This is a genomic window from Leifsonia sp. 22587 (assembly GCF_052044215.1).
GTDB lineage: Bacteria > Actinomycetota > Actinomycetes > Actinomycetales > Microbacteriaceae > Leifsonia > Leifsonia shinshuensis_C.
Genome location: NZ_JBQENB010000001.1, coordinates 158185 through 174853, shown reverse-complemented (window position 1 = coordinate 174853; position 16669 = coordinate 158185). Strand labels below are relative to the sequence as shown.

At 71.2% G+C, this 16669-nt stretch carries 14 protein-coding genes; 8 read left to right on the top strand and 6 right to left on the bottom strand.

The genetic code is table 11. From position 1 onward, the window contains the following. Positions 1-13: 13 nt before the first annotated feature. Positions 14-499 carry a DapH/DapD/GlmU-related protein gene (locus tag ACTJI1_RS00835; protein WP_310131531.1) on the bottom strand — a complete coding sequence of 162 codons (486 nt, stop codon included), beginning with the start codon at positions 497-499 and terminating at the stop codon, positions 14-16. A gap of 318 nt (positions 500-817) precedes the next feature. Between ACTJI1_RS00835 and ACTJI1_RS00830 the strand changes: the two genes are divergently transcribed. Next, a complete protein-coding gene (locus ACTJI1_RS00830) occupies positions 818-3124 on the top strand; it encodes a lamin tail domain-containing protein (RefSeq protein WP_440741167.1) in 2307 nt (768 codons plus the stop codon). A 510-nt stretch (positions 3125-3634) separates the two neighbouring features. Here ACTJI1_RS00830 and recQ read toward each other — a convergent pair. Next, on the bottom strand, positions 3635-5659 hold the full coding sequence (gene recQ, locus ACTJI1_RS00825; RefSeq protein WP_440741166.1) for a DNA helicase RecQ: 2025 nt from the start codon (positions 5657-5659) through the stop codon (positions 3635-3637). Positions 5660-5757: 98 nt separating this feature from the next. Here recQ and ACTJI1_RS00820 point away from each other — a divergent pair, with 98 nt between their 5' ends. Both ACTJI1_RS00820 and ACTJI1_RS00815 read left to right on the top strand, forming a co-directional pair. Then, positions 5758-6321 (top strand): dihydrofolate reductase family protein, encoded by a 564-nt coding sequence (locus ACTJI1_RS00820; protein ID WP_440741165.1) that lies wholly within the window; start codon positions 5758-5760, stop codon positions 6319-6321. Then, positions 6321-7181, top strand: coding sequence for an EamA family transporter (locus tag ACTJI1_RS00815; protein ID WP_440741164.1), 861 nt, complete (start codon positions 6321-6323; stop codon positions 7179-7181). The genes ACTJI1_RS00820 and ACTJI1_RS00815 overlap by 1 nt, the downstream gene beginning before the upstream one ends. A 118-nt stretch (positions 7182-7299) precedes the next feature. Here the strand turns inward: ACTJI1_RS00815 and ACTJI1_RS00810 are convergent, their stop codons facing one another. Both ACTJI1_RS00810 and ACTJI1_RS00805 read right to left on the bottom strand, forming a co-directional pair. Continuing rightward, the gene (locus ACTJI1_RS00810) at positions 7300-7779 is read right to left on the bottom strand and encodes a MarR family winged helix-turn-helix transcriptional regulator (protein ID WP_440741163.1); all 480 of its coding nucleotides are present in this window, start codon (positions 7777-7779) and stop codon (positions 7300-7302) included. Then, positions 7763-9508, bottom strand: a complete 1746-nt coding sequence (locus ACTJI1_RS00805; RefSeq protein WP_310131546.1) for an MFS transporter — start codon at positions 9506-9508, stop codon at positions 7763-7765. Before ACTJI1_RS00805 ends, ACTJI1_RS00810 begins: the two co-directional genes overlap by 17 nt. Positions 9509-9849: 341 nt before the next feature. On the opposite strand from ACTJI1_RS00805, the gene ACTJI1_RS00800 reads away from it, so the two are divergent. From ACTJI1_RS00800 to ACTJI1_RS00785, 4 genes are all read left to right on the top strand, one after another. Continuing rightward, positions 9850-10971 (top strand): endo-1,4-beta-xylanase, encoded by a 1122-nt coding sequence (locus ACTJI1_RS00800; RefSeq protein WP_440741162.1) that lies wholly within the window; start codon positions 9850-9852, stop codon positions 10969-10971. Positions 10972-11130: 159 nt separating this feature from the next. After that, positions 11131-11658 (top strand): hypothetical protein, encoded by a 528-nt coding sequence (locus ACTJI1_RS00795; RefSeq protein WP_310131551.1) that lies wholly within the window; start codon positions 11131-11133, stop codon positions 11656-11658. Next, complete coding sequence (locus ACTJI1_RS00790) at positions 11655-12053, top strand: VOC family protein (RefSeq protein WP_440741161.1); 399 nt, start codon at positions 11655-11657, stop codon at positions 12051-12053. Before ACTJI1_RS00795 ends, ACTJI1_RS00790 begins: the two co-directional genes overlap by 4 nt. A 26-nt stretch (positions 12054-12079) precedes the next feature. Further along, complete coding sequence (locus ACTJI1_RS00785) at positions 12080-13069, top strand: NADP-dependent oxidoreductase (protein ID WP_440741160.1); 990 nt, start codon at positions 12080-12082, stop codon at positions 13067-13069. A 66-nt stretch (positions 13070-13135) separates the two neighbouring features. Here ACTJI1_RS00785 and ACTJI1_RS00780 read toward each other — a convergent pair whose 3' ends face one another. Then, positions 13136-14986, bottom strand: a complete 1851-nt coding sequence (locus ACTJI1_RS00780) for an MFS transporter (protein ID WP_440741159.1) — start codon at positions 14984-14986, stop codon at positions 13136-13138. Positions 14987-15044: 58 nt separating this feature from the next. On the opposite strand from ACTJI1_RS00780, the gene ACTJI1_RS00775 reads away from it, so the two are divergent. After that, on the top strand, positions 15045-15788 hold the full coding sequence (locus ACTJI1_RS00775) for an alpha/beta hydrolase (protein ID WP_440741158.1): 744 nt from the start codon (positions 15045-15047) through the stop codon (positions 15786-15788). Positions 15789-15894: 106 nt separating this feature from the next. Here the strand turns inward: ACTJI1_RS00775 and ACTJI1_RS00770 are convergent, their stop codons facing one another. Continuing rightward, complete coding sequence (locus tag ACTJI1_RS00770; protein WP_310131563.1) at positions 15895-16551, bottom strand: fasciclin domain-containing protein; 657 nt, start codon at positions 16549-16551, stop codon at positions 15895-15897. Between the last annotated feature and the right edge of the window lie 118 nt (positions 16552-16669).

Sequence of the window (16669 nt, the reverse complement as noted above, 5' to 3'; positions counted from 1 at the left end):
GCCGCCGATCCGGCTAGGCCGCCCGGCGGGGCGCCCGCGGGGTCCGCAGGTCGCGCCCCTGCTGGGGACGCGGCGCCCGGAGCGGGGTCGCGAGGGCGGCGCGAGCCGCCGCCGAACCCTTCAGCTCCACGACGGACCCGGCGGCGAGCTGCGCGTCGCGCTCGATGCGCGCGCCGTTGCCGACCATCGCGTTCTCGCCGAGCTTCGCGCCGCTGCCGATCTTCACGCCGGAGCCGACGACGCATCCCGCGCCGATGTGGACGTTCGCGCCCACGAAGGTGCGGTCACCCACCGTGGCCCCCTTGTCGATCCAGCTGCCCGCGCCGACGTAGGCGTCGATCCCGACGCGTGCATCCGCCTCCACGTAGGCCGTGGGCTCGATGTAAGCCGACTCGGCCACCCGCGCCGTCGGGGACACGAGTCCCCGACCGTTCGCGTGACGCTTGTACTTGATGACGGCGCCGGTCTCGTCCTCGAGCTCCTCGATCATTCGTGCCATCTCCTGCTTCCTCCTTCGAGATCGCCGCAGTAATCGTTCAATGTCATAACGTCGGGCGGCCGGAAGGAATTCCCTGGTCGCCCGCATGAATCACGCACCGTACCCTGCACCGCGCGGTTCGCAAAGGGGTACGGCCCGAAGTGCATGGGGTACAGCCCTCGCCGAGGTGGATGCGCGCCGCGCCACCCGATCGTCGGCTGCCGTTCACCGCGCGTTCGCCCGCATCCCGGAGGCTGCGTCTGAGCGTCCTCTCAGCGACGCTGCCGGCATCCGTGCCGCACCCGGAACCCGCACCACGTCATCCCGAGGAGAACATCCGTGCGCACTCACTGGAGAGGGCTGGCCGCACTGGCGGTCGCCGGGCTCTGCGCCACCGCGGCGCTCGCCGCAGCGGCCCCCGCGTCGGCGGCCACGCCGTCCGTCGTCATCAACGAGGTCGAGTCCAGTGCCCCCGGCGGCGGGCCCGACTGGGTGGAGCTGAAGAACACGGGCGCCCAGGATGTCGACCTCACCGGCTGGTCGGTGCTCGACAACGACGACACCCACACCGCTGTGCCGCTGCCGTCCGGCTCGGTCATCGCGGCCGGCGGCTACGTCGTCATCGACGACGCCACGCTGGGCTTCGGCCTGGGCAGCGGCGACTCCGCGCGGCTCTTCGACCCGCAGCACACGCTGGTCGACAGCTACACATGGACGGCGCACGCCGCCGTCACGTACGGTCGCTGCCCCGACGGCACGGGCGCGTTCCGCAACACGACGACCTCCACGCAGGGCGCAGCGAACGACTGCAGCACGCCGCCCGTCTCGGTGAAGATCAACGAGGTGGAGTCGGACGGCGACACCTCCGACTGGATCGAGCTGATCAACACCGGCGCCACCGCGGCCGACCTGGGCGGCTACATCCTGCGCGACGACAAGGACACGGACGCCTTCGTCATCCCGACCGGCACGACCCTGGCAGCCGGCGGGTACTACACCGCGGACGTCTCCTCGCTGTTCGGGCTGGGAAGCGCCGACCAGGCGCGGCTGTTCGCGCCCGACGGGTCCACGCTCATCGACTCGTATACGTGGACGGCGCACGCCACGACGACCTACGGCCGCTGCCCGAACGGGACCGGCGCGTTCACGACGACCGGCGCATCCACCAAGAACGGCCCGAACGCGTGCCCCGGAGACGTCCAGCTGGCCGCGTGGCCCGGCGGGTCGGACATCCGCGAGGTGGATGCGGCGAACTTGCTCGGCGGGAACATGAGCGGCCTGTACTACCAGGCCTCCGGCACCGGTGCGCCGGGCGTGCTCTGGGCGGTCAAGAACGGCCCCGGGACGCTGTTCCGCCTGCTCTGGAACGGCACGGCCTGGACGCCGGACACCGCGAACGGCTGGAGTGCGGGCAAGGCGCTGCACTACACCGACGGCACGGGAGACCCCGACTCGGAGGGCGTGACCATCACGGGCGCCGGCCCCGACGGCGGCATCTACGTCTCGACCGAGCGCAACAACTCCGCCAACACGGTCAGCCGCCCGGCCATCCTGCGCTTCGACCCGTCGCAGCCCGGGACGTCGCTCACGGCCACGGCGGACTGGAACCTCACCGCGGACCTCCCCGCCGTGGCAGCGAACCTGGGCCTCGAGGCGCTGACCTGGGTTCCGGACGCGTACCTCACGGGCAACGGCTTCGTGGATGCGACGACCGGCCAGGCGTACGACCCCGCGCGGTACCCGGGCCACGGCAGCGGCCTGTTCTTCGCCGGGCTCGAGGCGAACGGCAACGTCTACGCCTACGCGCTGGCGGCATCCGGCGCATTCACGCGCGTCGCGACCGTCTCGACCGGGATGCCCGGCGTCATGGACCTCCAGTTCGACGCCGAGCGGCAGGCGATCTGGGCGGTCTGCGACGACACGTGCCACGGGCAGCACGAACTGCTGACCGTCGCATCCGGCGGGACGGGGGCCGGGACGTTCCAGGTGACGGCCGCATTCGCGCGCCCCAGCGGGATGCCGGACTACAACAACGAGGGCTTCGCGGTCGCGCCGCAGGCGGAGTGCGTCAACGGGCTGAAGCCGGCGATCTGGGCGGACGACACCAACGACGGCGGTCACGCGCTGCGTCAGGGGACCGTGTCGTGCACGGTGCTTCCGGGTGGGGGGAACGGTGGGTCGGGTGGCTCTGGTGGGTCGGGCGGGTCCGGCGGGTCCGGCGGGGGCGGGACTCCCGTTGCCCCGGTCGCGACCGTCTCCAGCGGGTCGGTCGCGGCCGGCGGGCAGGTCTCGGTGACGGCGACGGGCTTCGCGGCCGGGGAGCAGGTGGAGGTGTGGCTGCACTCCGACCCCGTGCTTCTCGCGGTCGTCACGGCCGGGCCGACGGGATCGGTCACCGCGTCGGTCACCATTCCCGCGACGGTTCCGGCCGGGGCGCACACGCTCGTGCTGCTGGGCCGGACGTCGGGCGCGACGGCGAGCGTCGCCATCACGGTGGCGGCGGCCGCCGTCGCCGCGGACGGGACTGGAGCCGGTCTCGCCGCGACGGGCTCCGACGTGACGGTGCCGCTGGGCGCGGCGCTGCTCCTCGCGGGGGCCGGGGGCGCGCTCCTGCTTGCGCGCGGCGGGCGTCGGCGCGCCGCCTGACGCGTACGCATCCGAGAGCCCGGTCGCCTGGCGGCCGGGCTCTCCGCGTGTCTGCGCTGGTGGGCCCCCGCAGGTGCTTGCGTTCGTCGGGCTCCCGCAGGTGCTCCCGTCGGAAAGCAGTGCTCAAATCTCCGACGCAACGCTCTGGGGAAGGAGATCCGGGGCGTAACCGGCCGGATCTCCGACACACGGTCACAGATCTCCGACGTACGTTCTGCGTCCGGGACGGCGGGCCTGGCTATCGAGGCAACGCGCCGGAAAAGGAGAACCGGGGTGTGCCCGGCCAGATCTCCGACACATGCCCGACAGGTCTCAGGGGCCACCCCTTGCGTCGGAAAGAGGTACCCAAATCTCCGACGCAACGCTCTGGAGAGGGAGAATCGGGGCGCTATCGGCCAGATCTCCGACGAACGGCTGCAGATCTCCGACGGTAGCTTCCGTCGGCGGTGGCCGCGCGGGCGCCTCTGCCCCCGCCAACACCGCGACGAGAGCGCCCGAGCCCCGATGCCCCTACCCCGCGACCGGAGCCGCCGCGCCGGACGCCGCGACCACCGCCAGCAGCGCCTCGCCGTAGGCCTCGCGCTTCTTCGCCCCGATGCCGGGGATGCCGTCGAGATCGGAGGACGTCGCGGGGCGGGCCGCGGCCACCGCGCGGAGGGTCGCGTCGGAGAAGACGATGTAGGCGGGAACCGACTGCTCGCGGGCCTGGGCGGCGCGCCAGCCGCGGAGGGCCTCGAAGAGGTCCGCGTCGGCGGGCGACAGCGTTGCGTCGGCCGAGGACGCACTGCTGCGCGAGGAGCGGGCAGCGCGTTCGGGGCGATCGGGCTCCGTGCGCAGGATGACCGGGCGGGCGCCGGAGAGCACCTCGGCGCTCGCCGGGGTGATCGTGAGCACGCCGTACTCGCCCTCGGGCTTGAGGAGCTCCTGGGCGATCAGCTGCCGGGCCACCCCGCGCCACTGGCTCTCGGACAGGTCGTCGCCGATCGACCAGGTGGCGAGGGCGTCGTGCCCGTACTGCTCGACGCGTGCCGTGCGCTTGCCGCGCAGGATGTCGATCAGGTGGCTGGCCCCGAACCGCTGGTTGCGCTCGCGCTTCAGGCGGACCACCGTCGACAGCAGCTTCTGGGCGGGGATGGTGCCGTCCCAGCTCTCCGGCGGGGTCAGGCAGGTGTCGCAGTTGCCGCACGGCGAGGAGTTCTGGCCGAAGTAGGCCAGCAGATTGACGCGGCGGCACTGGACCGTCTCGCAGAGGGCGAGCATCGCATCCAGGTGCTGCGTCATCCGGCGACGGTGCGCGAGGTCGCCCGGCGAGTCGTCGATCATGCGGCGCTGCTGCACCACGTCTTGCAGGCCGTACGCCAGCCACGCCGTCGACGGCAGGCCGTCGCGCCCGGCACGGCCCGTCTCCTGGTAGTAGCCCTCGACCGACTTGGGCAGGTCGATGTGGGCGACGAAGCGCACGTCGGGCTTGTCGATCCCCATGCCGAAGGCGATGGTCGCCACGACGATCACGCCCTCCTCGCGCAGGAAGCGGGACTGGGTCGCTGCGCGCACCGACGCGTCGAGACCGGCGTGATACGGCAGCGCGGTCAAGCCGCGCGACGAGAGGAACTCGGCCGTCTTCTCCACCGAGTTGCGCGACAGCGCATAGACGATCCCGGCGTCGCCGGGGTGCTCGCGCGTGATGAAGTCGAGCAGCTGCTTGCGCGGCTCGGCCTTGGGCACGATGCGGTACTGGATGTTCGGCCGGTCGAAGTCGGAGACGTAGTGCTCGGCGCCCTCGAGCCGCAGCCGCGACGTCAGCTCGCGGTGGGTGGCCTCCGTCGCGGTGGCCGTCAGGGCGATGCGGGGGACGTCCGGCCAGCGGTCGGCGAGTTCGGAGAGGGCCAGGTAGTCGGGCCGGAAGTCGTGCCCCCACTGCGAGACGCAGTGCGCCTCGTCGATGGCGAACAGCGCGATGCGGCCGCGCTCGAGGAAGCGCTTCGTGGACTCCGACGACAGGCGCTCCGGGGCGACGTAGAGGATGTCGAGCTCGCCGCCGAGGTACGCCCGCTCGACCGCGGCACGGGCCGCGCCGTCTTGCGTGGAGTTCAGGAAGGCGGCGCGCACGCCGACGGCGATGAGCGCATCCACCTGGTCTTGCATGAGGGCGATGAGCGGGGAGACGACCACGCCCGTGCCCTCGCGTAGCAGCGACGGGATCTGGTAGCAGAGGCTCTTGCCGCCGCCGGTCGGCATGAGCACGACCGCGTCGCCGCCACCGGCCACGCGCTCGATGATCTCCTGCTGCTGACCGCGGAACGTGTCGTAGCCGAACACCGTGCGCAACGCCTCATGCGCCGTGCCGAAACGCGGCGGAGTGGCGCGCACGCCCGGCACCACCGGAGCCGCCGCCCGAGCGAGCGCCGGCGCCGGCCCAGCACCCTCCCACTCCGGAGCGCCCGCATACGGGTCGTCGTACTCGGGGAAGGGCGGCTCCTCATCGAGAGGAGGCGCATCCCTGTCGTCGGGGACCCAGCCGGAGGTGTCGCTCATGCATCGATCGTAACGGCGGCCCCTGACGGCTTCCCGGGCTGCGACGGATCTGTGGAGAACCCGCCCGTCCACACCCCTGCTCCGGTACCATCGCCCACATGCGGCGGCTCATCGTGACCGAGTTCATGACCCTCGACGGCGTCGTCGAGGCTCCCGGCGGCGAGCCCACGCATCCGCACTCCGGCTGGACCATCCCGTTCAGCACCGAGGACCTCCGCGCCTTCAAGCTGCGGGAGGTGCTCGAGGCCGAGTCCCTACTGCTGGGACGCCGCACCTACGAGCAGTTCGCGGACGCCTGGCCGCCGCGCGACGGCGAGTTCGCCGACAAGATGAACGCCATGCCGAAGTCCGTCGCCACCTCCCGGCCGGCCGAGCTGACGTGGAACGCGACCGCCCTCGAGCCGCCCGTCCGCTCCGCCGTCGCGACCCTGAAGGAGGGCGACGGCGGCCCGATCCTGGTGGCGGGGAGCGCATCCCTCGTCCGGTCGCTGTTGGTGTGGGGGCTCGTCGACGAGCTGCGCCTGCTCACCTACCCGGTGATGGTCGGAGGCGGCCTGCGCATCTTCCCGGACGACCACGAGAAGTGGACGTTCGAGCTCGCCGCCCTGGACCGGTTCGCCGGCGGGGCCGTGCTGCACACGTACCGTCTGGCCGGGAGCTGATGCCGGCGGCAGTCCTCGGGCTGCTGAGCGCCATCGTCTACGGTTCCGCCGACTTCTTCGGCGGCGTGGCCGCCCGGCGCATCGGCCCGGTGCGCACCACCGCTGTCGGCGCGATCAGCGGGCTCCTCCTGCTGCTCCTCGCGCTGCCGCTCGCCGGAGGCGTCTGGTCCGCGGCCGCGCTGGGCTGGGGCGCGCTGTCGGGGCTGGTCGGCTCCATCGCGGTCGGTCTGCTCTACGCCTGCCTCGCGCTCGGGCCGATGAGCATCCTGTCGCCGCTGACGGCCCTGGTGTCCGCTCTCGTGCCGATGGCGTGGGGGCTGCTGGGAGGCGACCGCTTCGGGGTGCTCGGCTATATCGCGCTCGGGATGGCGCTGGTCGCCGTGGTCCTCGTCGGTTTCGTCCCCGAGAAGGGCGCCGTGCGGCCGAGTCTCCGCGCGCTGCTCATGGCGGTGGGGGCCGGCGCGATGATCGGCGTGTTCCTCATCCTGCTCGACCAGACGCCGTCGGACTCCGGCGTCGTCCCGCTGATCGCGAACCGCGCGGTGAACGGGGCGGTGATGTGGTCGGTCGTCGCCCTGCTCGTGCTGCGGAGCCGCCGCCGTGCGGCAACCGGCCCGCGGCTCGACGCTCGCGGCTCGGGGATCGCCGTCGCCGCCGGAGCCCTCGACGCGTCGGCCAACCTGCTCATCCTGCTCGGGCTACGGCTGGGCGATCTGACCACGATGTCCGTCCTCGTCGCGTTGTATCCGGCGGGCACCATCCTGCTCGCCGCCATCGTGCTGCGGGAGCGTGTCGCCCCGGTGCAGTGGGCGGGGCTCGTGCTGGCCGTCGTCGCGGCCGCGCTGCTGTCCGTCGCCTGACCCGCCGCCGGCGCGCCGGCCGTCGCCGTCCATCCAACCGTGAGTGGATGCGCGAATCCGCGTCGAGTGGCGACCAGATGTCACGACTCGACGCCGAGTGGAGCGCGCGACTCGGGGGTCAGAGGGTGGATGCGGTGGGTGGCGGCGCGACCTGCGCGGCCTGCTCCAGCGCGGGGAGGGCGGCGCGGATCGCGTCGACCTGCTCGGGGGTGAGCTCCGCGAGCACGTCCGCGACCGCGCGGGCGCGGTCCGAGCGCGCCTCCAGGAGCAGGGCGCTGCCCGACTCGGTTCCCGAGACGAACAGGGAGCGGCGGTCCTCCGGGTCGGGGGTCCGCTCGACGAGGCCGCGCGCCTCCAGCTCCGCGACGATCCGCGTGATCGTCGGGGCCGCCGCGACCTCGATCGCGGCGAGCTCGCTGGGCCGGAGAGGACCGCTGCGCACGATCGTGGACAGGGCGGAGAGCTGCCCGTGGCTGAGCCCTCCCGTGGACGAGCGGATGCGGCGGTTCAGCCGCCCCACGGCCAGGGCCAGGCGGCCGGGGACATCGTCGTCGCGTCCGGCCGCCGGCCGCTCGTCAGCTTCATGCGCGCTGGGCACCGACTTCCTCGCCTTCCTCGGTGGCCTGCCGCGTCGGAATCGCGGCGGCCTCCTCATGAACATACTTGCCCCCGCCCAGGAAGGAGGCGACGGCGCCGATGACGCTCATGACGGCGGCGGCGATGAAGACGACCACGAGTCCGTCGTGGAACGGCCCCGAGATCAGCTGCGGGAAGAACTCCTTGCCGGTCAGCGTGGCGCCGTCGACGTGCGGAGCGGTGAGGATGCCGGTCGGGCCGAGCAGGCTCTGGATGGGGTTGTAGCCGAGGAACGCGGCGAACAGCGAGCCCACCGGCGGGGTGTTGCCGACCTGCGCGGCGATGTTCGACGGCACGCCGTGCGAGGTCAGACCGTTCGTCAGCGCGGACGGGAGCGCCACCGACAGCCCGGCGATCATCAGCGAGAAGAAGATGCCGATCGAGAGGGAGCTTCCGGCGTTCAGGGCGACACCGGCCATCCCGGATGCGGCCCCGCGTTCGTTCGCGGGCACGCTGTTCATGATCGCCGTGCGGTTGGGCGAGGAGAACAGGCCGGACCCGATGCCGTTGAGGCCGGTCAGCACGGCGAACTGCCAGTACTCGAAGTTCACGGGGATGAGCAGCAACCCCACGAAGGTCGCCGCCACGAGCAGCAGGCCGACCGTCGCGAAGGCGCGCGAGCCGAACCGGTCGGACAGCGCACCGGAGATCGGTCCGGCGATGAGGAAGCCGATCGTGATCGGGAGCATGTAGATGCCGGCCCACAGCGGCGTCGATTCGTAGCTGTAACCGTGCAGCGGCAGCCAGATCCCCTGCAGCCAGATGATCAGCATGAACTGCAGACCGCCGCGGCCGATCGCGGCGAGGAAGCCGGCGAAGATGCCGGAGGAGAACGCCCGGATGCGGAACAGGCGCATGTCGAACATCGGCGCGGGCACCTTCAGCTCGACGACGACGAAGAGGGCGAGCAGCACGAGTCCGCCGATGATCGCGCCGAGCACCCACGGGTTGCCCCAGCCCTGGCTGGAGCCGCCGTAGGGCTGGATGCCGTAGGTGATCCCGGTGAGCAGGGCGATGAGCCCGATGCCGAAGGTCGCGTTGCCGAGCCAGTCGATGCGGCCCGGGTTCTTCTGGCCGACCTCGTGCAGCGACTTGATGGACCAGATGGTGCCGATGACACCGAACGGCACCGACACGAAGAAGACGGCACGCCAGTCGATCTCGGCGAGCACGCCGCCGAGGATCAGGCCGATGAAGCTTCCCGCGATCGCGGCGACCTGGTTGAGGCCGAGTGCGAAGCCGCGCTTGTTCGCCGGGAAGGCGTCGGTGAGGATCGCGGTCGAGTTGGCGAACAGCATGGCGCCGCCGATGCCCTGCACGAAACGCCACGCGATCAGCCAGAGCGCCCCGGGCCCGGCGGTGAACGGGTCGAGGCACAGCGCGATCGCGGCGAGCGTGAAGATGACGAACCCGAGGTTGTAGATGCGCACGCGGCCGAACTGGTCGCCCATCCGGCCGAACATCACGACGAGGACGGCGGTGACGAGCATGTAGCCCATCAGCATCCAGAGCAGGTAGGACACGTTGCCCGGCTCGAGCGGGTTCAGCTTGACGCCGGTGAAGATGGCGGGCAGCGAGATGATGACGATCGACGAGTTGATCGTCGCCATGAGCATGCCGAGGGTGGTGTTCGAGAGCGCCACCCAGCGGTAGTGCGGGTGGTCCTTGGTGAAGATGCCGGTGCGAGCCACGGGAGTCCTTGTCGGTGTGCGTGCCAGTACGTGGAGTCGATTGTTTATATGCGCTAACTATATAACCGGCGGTCCGCGAAGGCATTCCCGGGCGGGCCCCTCACCGCTCGCACGATTTGTGCCAAATCGCGGTTTTGAGCGGCGCATAACCGCGATTTGGCACAAATCGAGGGCCGCGACAGGTCACCGCACCCAACGGGGCGCGCGGGCTTCCCACAGCGCACACGGCTTTTCCAAAACTTTTGACACCCGTTCGGGGGCGGCATTGGGTGGATGACGCAACAAATTCGGGACGGGCACCGACGCTCGCCGGAGCCCGACGCATACAAAGGAGTATCAGCGTGACATCACGTCTTCGAGCCGGTCTTGTCGCCACCGCGGTGATCGGGGCCGGAGCCGTCATCCTCACCCAGAGCGCCGCCTTCGCCGGCACCCCATCCACGCCGGCCGGCCACCACAATCCCGGGCAGGACACCTCGCTGCGAGCGCTCGCCGCGCAGTCCGGTCTTCGCATCGGGACCGCCGTCAACACCGACGCACTCGCATCCGACGACGCCTACCGGTCGATCACCGCGACGCAGTTCTCGTCGGTGACGCCGGAGAACGTCATGAAGTGGGAGGTCGTCGAGCCCGCCCAGGGAACCTACGACTGGTCCGCCGCCGACCGGCTGGTCGCCTTCGCCGAGCAGAACGACCAGCTCGTGCGCGGACACACCCTGGTCTGGCACAGCCAGCTGCCCGCGTGGCTGACCGCCGCCGCGCCGTCCATGAGCGCCGACCAGCTGCGCGCCATCCTGAAGAAGCACGTCATCGACGAGGTCACGCACTTCCGGGGGAAGATCTGGCAGTGGGACGTCGTCAACGAGGCGTTCAACGACGACGGCACGCTGCGCGACAGCATCTGGCTGCAGAAGCTGGGGCCGAGCTACATCGAGGACGCGTTCCGCTGGGCGCACCAGGCCGATCCGAAGGCGCTCCTCTTCTACAACGACTACAACATCGAGTTCACCGGACCGAAGAGCAACGCGGTCTACGCACTCGTCCGCGACCTGAAGGCGAAGGGCGTCCCGATCGACGGCGTCGGGTTCCAGACGCACCTCGACACGCAGTACCCGCTGCCGGACCTGCAGAGCAACCTGCAGCGGTTCTCGGACCTGGGGCTCAAGGTCGCAGAGACCGAGGTGGATGTGCGGACCACTCTGCCGGTGACGCCGGTGGAGCAGAACGCGCAGGTCGGCGGGTACACGTCGACGCTGCAGGCCTGCCTGGCGGTGCGCTCGTGCCTGTCCTACACGGTCTGGGGATTCGGCGACGCGTACTCGTGGGTGCCGGGCGTGTTCGCGGGCGAAGGCGCCGCGACGATCTACGACGAGAACCTGCAGCCGAAGCCGGAGTACACCGCCCTTCAGCAGACCCTCGCGCTCGCGGCGGGGGCGCCGGGACGGAACGACCCGCGGCGCTGACGCATCGCATCCCGCGCCGAAGGGGAGGGGCCGGCCGGCCCCTCCCCTTCTCGTGTTCTCAGCATCCGGAACACGAGAAGATCGCTTTTCTAGCCTGGCTAGCGATACGCTGGGAGCGGGGCGTCGAACACGCGCCACGGCTCACGAGGAGGGCACCCGATGACGGACACCGCGACGATCCAGGAGCAGCTCCGAGCACTGCTTCACGCGGAGCGGGGCCTGGTGGAACTGCTGGGCACGAACCCCGACTGGTACCCGGTGCTGCTGCGCCAGCTGGAGCTCGCCGTCGGCGACGAGCGCATCATCTACCTGGGGGCCGCGGCAGCGTCCGGGCTCTCCACGGTCACGCTGCGCGTCGGCGTCTTCACCGACACCATCGTCGTGGCCAGCGAGGTCATCGACGACGGCACGCCCGGCGCACAGGTCGTCACGCGCGTCGAGAGCCGTACCGGTCTGCTGCGCTTCGAGCTGTCGGGCGGATCCGAGACGGACAACGAGTCCGACAGCTCGTGGGCCGGCGGGTTCCGCATCCGTGCCTTCTACCAGTCCGGGCTGATCGTCACCGTGCCCGCGAACATCGTCGACACGGAGACGAAGCGGGTCTCCGTCCACGCGGTGCTCGACGGAATCCGCTCCGACCTGCGGGCGCGGCCGCCCCAGGCGCAGGGGTCAGAGCTGGACCGATGATCTCGTCGGCCGTCTACCTGAGCTACCGGAACGCCGCTGCGGCGATCGAGTGGCTGGAGGCGGTCGGGTTCGACGTTCTGCAGCGCCAGCAGGCACCGGACGGGACGGTCGTCCACTGCGAACTGCGGTGGCAGGACACCGTCGTGATGCTCGGCACCGACACGACGCAGCCTCCTCCCCCGCTGGTCGGCGTCTCGACCGGCGCGGGCGTCTACCTCGTCACGCCCGACGTGGATGCCGCGTACGCCCGTGCGATCGCGGCGGGCGCGACCGAGGTCTTCCCTCCGGGAGACACCGAATGGGGCGGCCGCCGCGCTCGCGTGCTCGACCCGGGCGGTCGCGAGTGGAGCTTCGGATCGTACCGGCCGGGCGAACTGTGGTTGCCGGACGATTAGAGCAGCGCGAGAAGGAGTGACCGACGATGGCCAAGACCTACAGCGACACGATGGTGGTCGAGTACGACCGCAACGGCGACGTGGATGTGCTCGAGAAGCGCACCCGCCCGCTGCGGACACCGGAACGCGACGAGGTGATCGTCGAGGTCGTCGCCACGGGGATCAGCCACATCGACGGCTTCATCCGCAGCGGCCGTGAGGAGGCGTGGGCCGACGAGCCCTTCCCGCGGGCCTCGGGGAGCGACTTCGCCGGCATCGTCGTGGTGCCGGATGCCGCGGGCCGCTTCCGGCGGGGCGCGGAGGTGATCGGTCACGTGCGGACCGGCGCGCATGCGGAGTACCTCGTGGTGCCGACGGCGGCCATCGTGCCGAAGCCGCCGCACGTCGCCTGGGAGGTCGCGGGCGGGCTCTATCTCGCAGGCGTCACCGCACTCGACACGCTCGACGACCTGCGCGTCGGCGACACGGACACCGTCGTCGTCTCGGCCGCCGCCGGCGCGGTCGGCAGCATCGAGGCCCAGCTCGCCAAGCACCGCGGCGCGCGGGTGATCGGCACCTGCGGCGACCGCAACTTCGACTACCTGCGCCAGCTCGGGATCAAGCCGGTGCGTTACGGCGACGGCATCGAGGACCGCATCCGCGAGCACGCCCCGAACGGCGTCACCTGCCTGATCGACAACTTCGGCCAGGACGGACGTGCGCTCGCCGAGTCGCTCGGCGTGCCGCCGTCGCGCTACCGGTCCAGCGCGGACCGCCGCGACACCGAGCTGCGGCTGCTCCAAGACGACCCGGAGACGGTCGCCCACGGCAGCGCCCAGCTCGCGCGGCTGGCCCAGCTGGCGGACGAGCGCGCGTTCACGCTCCTCATCTCCGGCTTCTACCCGCTGGACGAGATCGCGTACGCCTACGACGACCTGCAGAACCTGCACTCGCGCGGCAAGATCGTGCTGGGGACGCATCCCGTCACCACCTACCGCACGCTCAAGGCGCGCGACGTGCAGGAGGCGCGGGACTGAGCGACCTCCGAGGCGGCGGTGCGCGGTACGGCGGCGCGCGATGCGGCGGCGCGCGCCCCTGAGCGGTCAGTCGCGGGCGAGGTCGCTGAAGAAGCGGGTCAGCAGCGCGCGCGATCGGCGGTCGAGCCGCTTCGCAGCGGCGGCCGCCCGCTCGAGCTGCGGGTCGGCCTCGAGGGCGTCCGCGAGACGCTGGACCATCGACGCGACGTCGTCGGCCGTGAGTTCCGAGCGGGGAGTCGCGTCGCCGGATGCTCCGGCCGCCGCGGGCGCAGCGGCCGCGGGGACGGCCGGCGCGGCTTCCGCCACCGGCGCATCGGACGGTGACTCGCCGCCCTGCGCATCCTCGTCCTCCCGCCGCCGCCCACTTCCCAGCGACAGCGTCGCCACCAGGCCGACCACCAGGAATCCCGCCGCCGAGAACGCGGCCCAGCGCGTCCCGTCGCTGAACGCGGTCTTGGCGACCGCGGCGATCGGGGCCGTGCGCGGATCCTTCTCGAGGCCGGCGATCGCGGCGCCCGAGCTGTCGACGACCGCGGAGACGAGCTGGTCGCGCTGCGCGGCCGGTACCCCGCGGTCCTGCAGGCTGTTGTCCAGCGCGACCGTGGTGGATGCGAACAGCACCGTCCCGAGCACGGCGATGCCGAGCGCCGAACCGATCTGGCGGGCCGTGCTGGTGGTCCCGGAGCCCTGCCCGCTCTGGTCGACCGGCACATCCCGGAGCACGACGCCGGTCAGCTGCGCGGTCGCGAGACCGACGCCGAAGCCGTAGACGAAGAGGAAGGGCAGCAGCGCGCCCCACGGGGTGGTCGCCGTGATCACCAGACCGAGCCCGGCGACGCCGACGATCTCCGCGACCAGGCCGACGCGCACGACGGTCACCGCGGGGATGCGGTTGCCGAACGCTCCGGCGAAGCCGCTGGCGACGAACGAGCCGGTCGCGAGCGCGAGAAGGATCAGGCCGGTGTCGAGCGCGCTGTAGCCGAGCACGTTCTGCAGCCAGATCGGCAGCGCCAGCACGATGCCGAACTCACCGAGCGCGACGATCGTCGCCGCGATGTTGCCGTTGCGGAACGAGGGGATGCGGAACAGGTCCAGCGCGAGCATCGTGCTCCGGCCGGCCTTCAACCGGGCGCGGCCGCGCAGCACGAAGAGCACGCCGCCGACGATCGCGACGGCGAAGGCGATCGGCACCGGCGACAGGGCGAACGGCCAGGTCCAGTCGCCGATCGACGGACGCGTGTCCACCAGCCACCAACCGTAGGTGCGTCCCTCGATGAGCCCGAAGACGAGGGACGCGCTGGTGATCACGGACAGCAGCGCGCCGACCCAGTCCACGCTCTCCGCGTTGCGGGTGTCGCGCGACTCGGGCACGGTCGCCAGCACGCCGATCACGATGATGATGCCGAGCGGGATGTTGATGCCGAACGCCCAGCGCCAGGAGAAGGCGGTGGTCAGCCAGCCGCCGAGCAGCGGTCCGAGGGCGGTCATGCCGCCGATCGTGGAGCCCCAGACGGCGAAGGCGAGGGCGCGCTCCTTGCCGCGGAAGCCCGCGTTGATGAGCGACAGCGTGGTGGGCAGGATCATCGCGCCGCCGACGCCCTGCACCAGCCGCGCGCCGATCAGGAACGGGCCTGTCGGTGCGAGCGCGGCCGCGACCGACGCCAGGGTGAAGATGACGACGCCGGTCAGCATCATGCGGCGGCGGCCGAACCGGTCGGCGAGCGTGCCGAAGACCAGCAGCAGGGCGGCGAAGACGAGGGTGTACGACTCCTGCACCCACTGGACGCCGGTGGAGCCGATGTGCAATTCGTCCACGATGGAGGGGATGGCGACGTTGACGATCGTCGAGTCGACGATGATCAGCGCCACGGCGATGCTGATGAAGACCAGCCCGGCCCATCGCGTGCGAGACGACATGCGAACTCCCTTGCCAAGTGATTAGTCAGCAGGCTTACTGTCAGGGTACGCTACGTGCGTGAACGCGTCCAGGAGAACTCCGCGCGCCATCCGGAACGTCGCCATCGCGATCGTTTCCGTGGTCGCGCTCGTCGTCGTCGGCTTCCTCGCCTGGGCGTCGACCCCGATGATGGGCGACCGGGCGGCGGCGCTGGAGGCGTGGCGGAATCCGGCGGTCAGCATCCACGATGCGGGGGATGCGGTGGTGATGGAGCCGACCGGCGCAGCATCCGGGACGGGGCTCGTCTTCGTCCCGGGGGCGCTGGTCGACCCGTACGCCTACCTGTCCAAGCTGTCGGGAGCCGTGGAGGAGACGGGGCTGACGGTCGTCATCACGAAACCCACCCTCAACCTGGCCTTCTTCGACCAGCGCCCGCTGAGCACGTCCACGCGTCACGCGCAGGACGTGGATCACTGGTACGTCGGCGGGCACTCCCTGGGCGGGGTGCGCGCCTGCCAGCTGGCGGACGACCCGGAGGTCGAGGGACTCATCCTCTTCGGGTCGTACTGCGCGAACGACCTCAGCAACTCCGACCTCCGCGTGCTGTCGATCGGCGGCGGACGCGACGGCCTCAGCACCCCGGCGAAGATCGCGGCGGCCCGGCACCTGCTTCCCGCGGACGCCGAACTGGTCGAGATCGCCGGGATGAACCACGCCCAGTTCGGCGACTACGGCCACCAGCCCGGCGACGACGAGGCCACGATCTCCGACGCCGACGCCCGGGCCGCCCTCACCGCCGCCCTCACTCGCTTCCTCCGCTGACCCGCGCCCTCCCCCCTCCGTCGAGCACACGAAAAGTGCACGCTTCCGGAGCCGGAAGCGTGCACTTTTCGTGTACTCGACGGGGGGCGCCGAGAGGAGCGAAGAGTTACTTCGCGGGGGGCATCAGCACCGAGTCGATGAGGTAGACGGTCGCGTTGGCGGTGTGGACGCCGCCGCAGATCACGTTGGCGTCGTTGACCTTCAGCGAGTCACCCGAGCCGGTCACCGTGACGTCGCCGCCCTCGACGGTCTTGTGCGTGCCGACGATCTCCTTCGGGGAGAGCTGACCGGGCACCACGTGGTAGGTCAGGATGGAGGTCAGCGTCGCAGCGCCGGCGTCCGTCTTGAGCGTGTCGATGGTCGCGGGGTCGATCTTCTTGAACGCGTCGTCGACCGGGGCGAAGACGGTGAACTGTCCGCCGTTCAGGGTGTCGACCAGGTTGACGTTCGGGTTGAGCTTGCCGGAGACCGACGCGACCAGCGTGGTCAGCAGCGGGTTGTTGCTCGCGGCGGTGGCCACCGGGTCCTCGGCCATGCCGGCGACCGAGCCGGAGCCCGACGGGACCTGCTTGGCGTAGGCGGCGCAGCCGGGGCCGACGAGGTCGGCGGCCGGGTCCATGGTGGACGCCGACGGGCTGGACGACTCCATCGGAGCGCTGGACTTGTCGTTCGTGGCCGAGCCGGCTCCGGACGAACAGGCGGTCAGGGCCAGGGCGGCGGCGGCGAGCAGGCCGGCCGCTGCGAGACGGGCAGTGGTTCGCATGATTGTTCTCCTTCAAGGGATGCTGCTGATCAAGAGGCCACCGCTGTGGCGGTCATCAGGGGTTCGGGATGGCGGCGGAATCGGATTGGACCAATCCGCGGCACCCCCGGTCACGAAC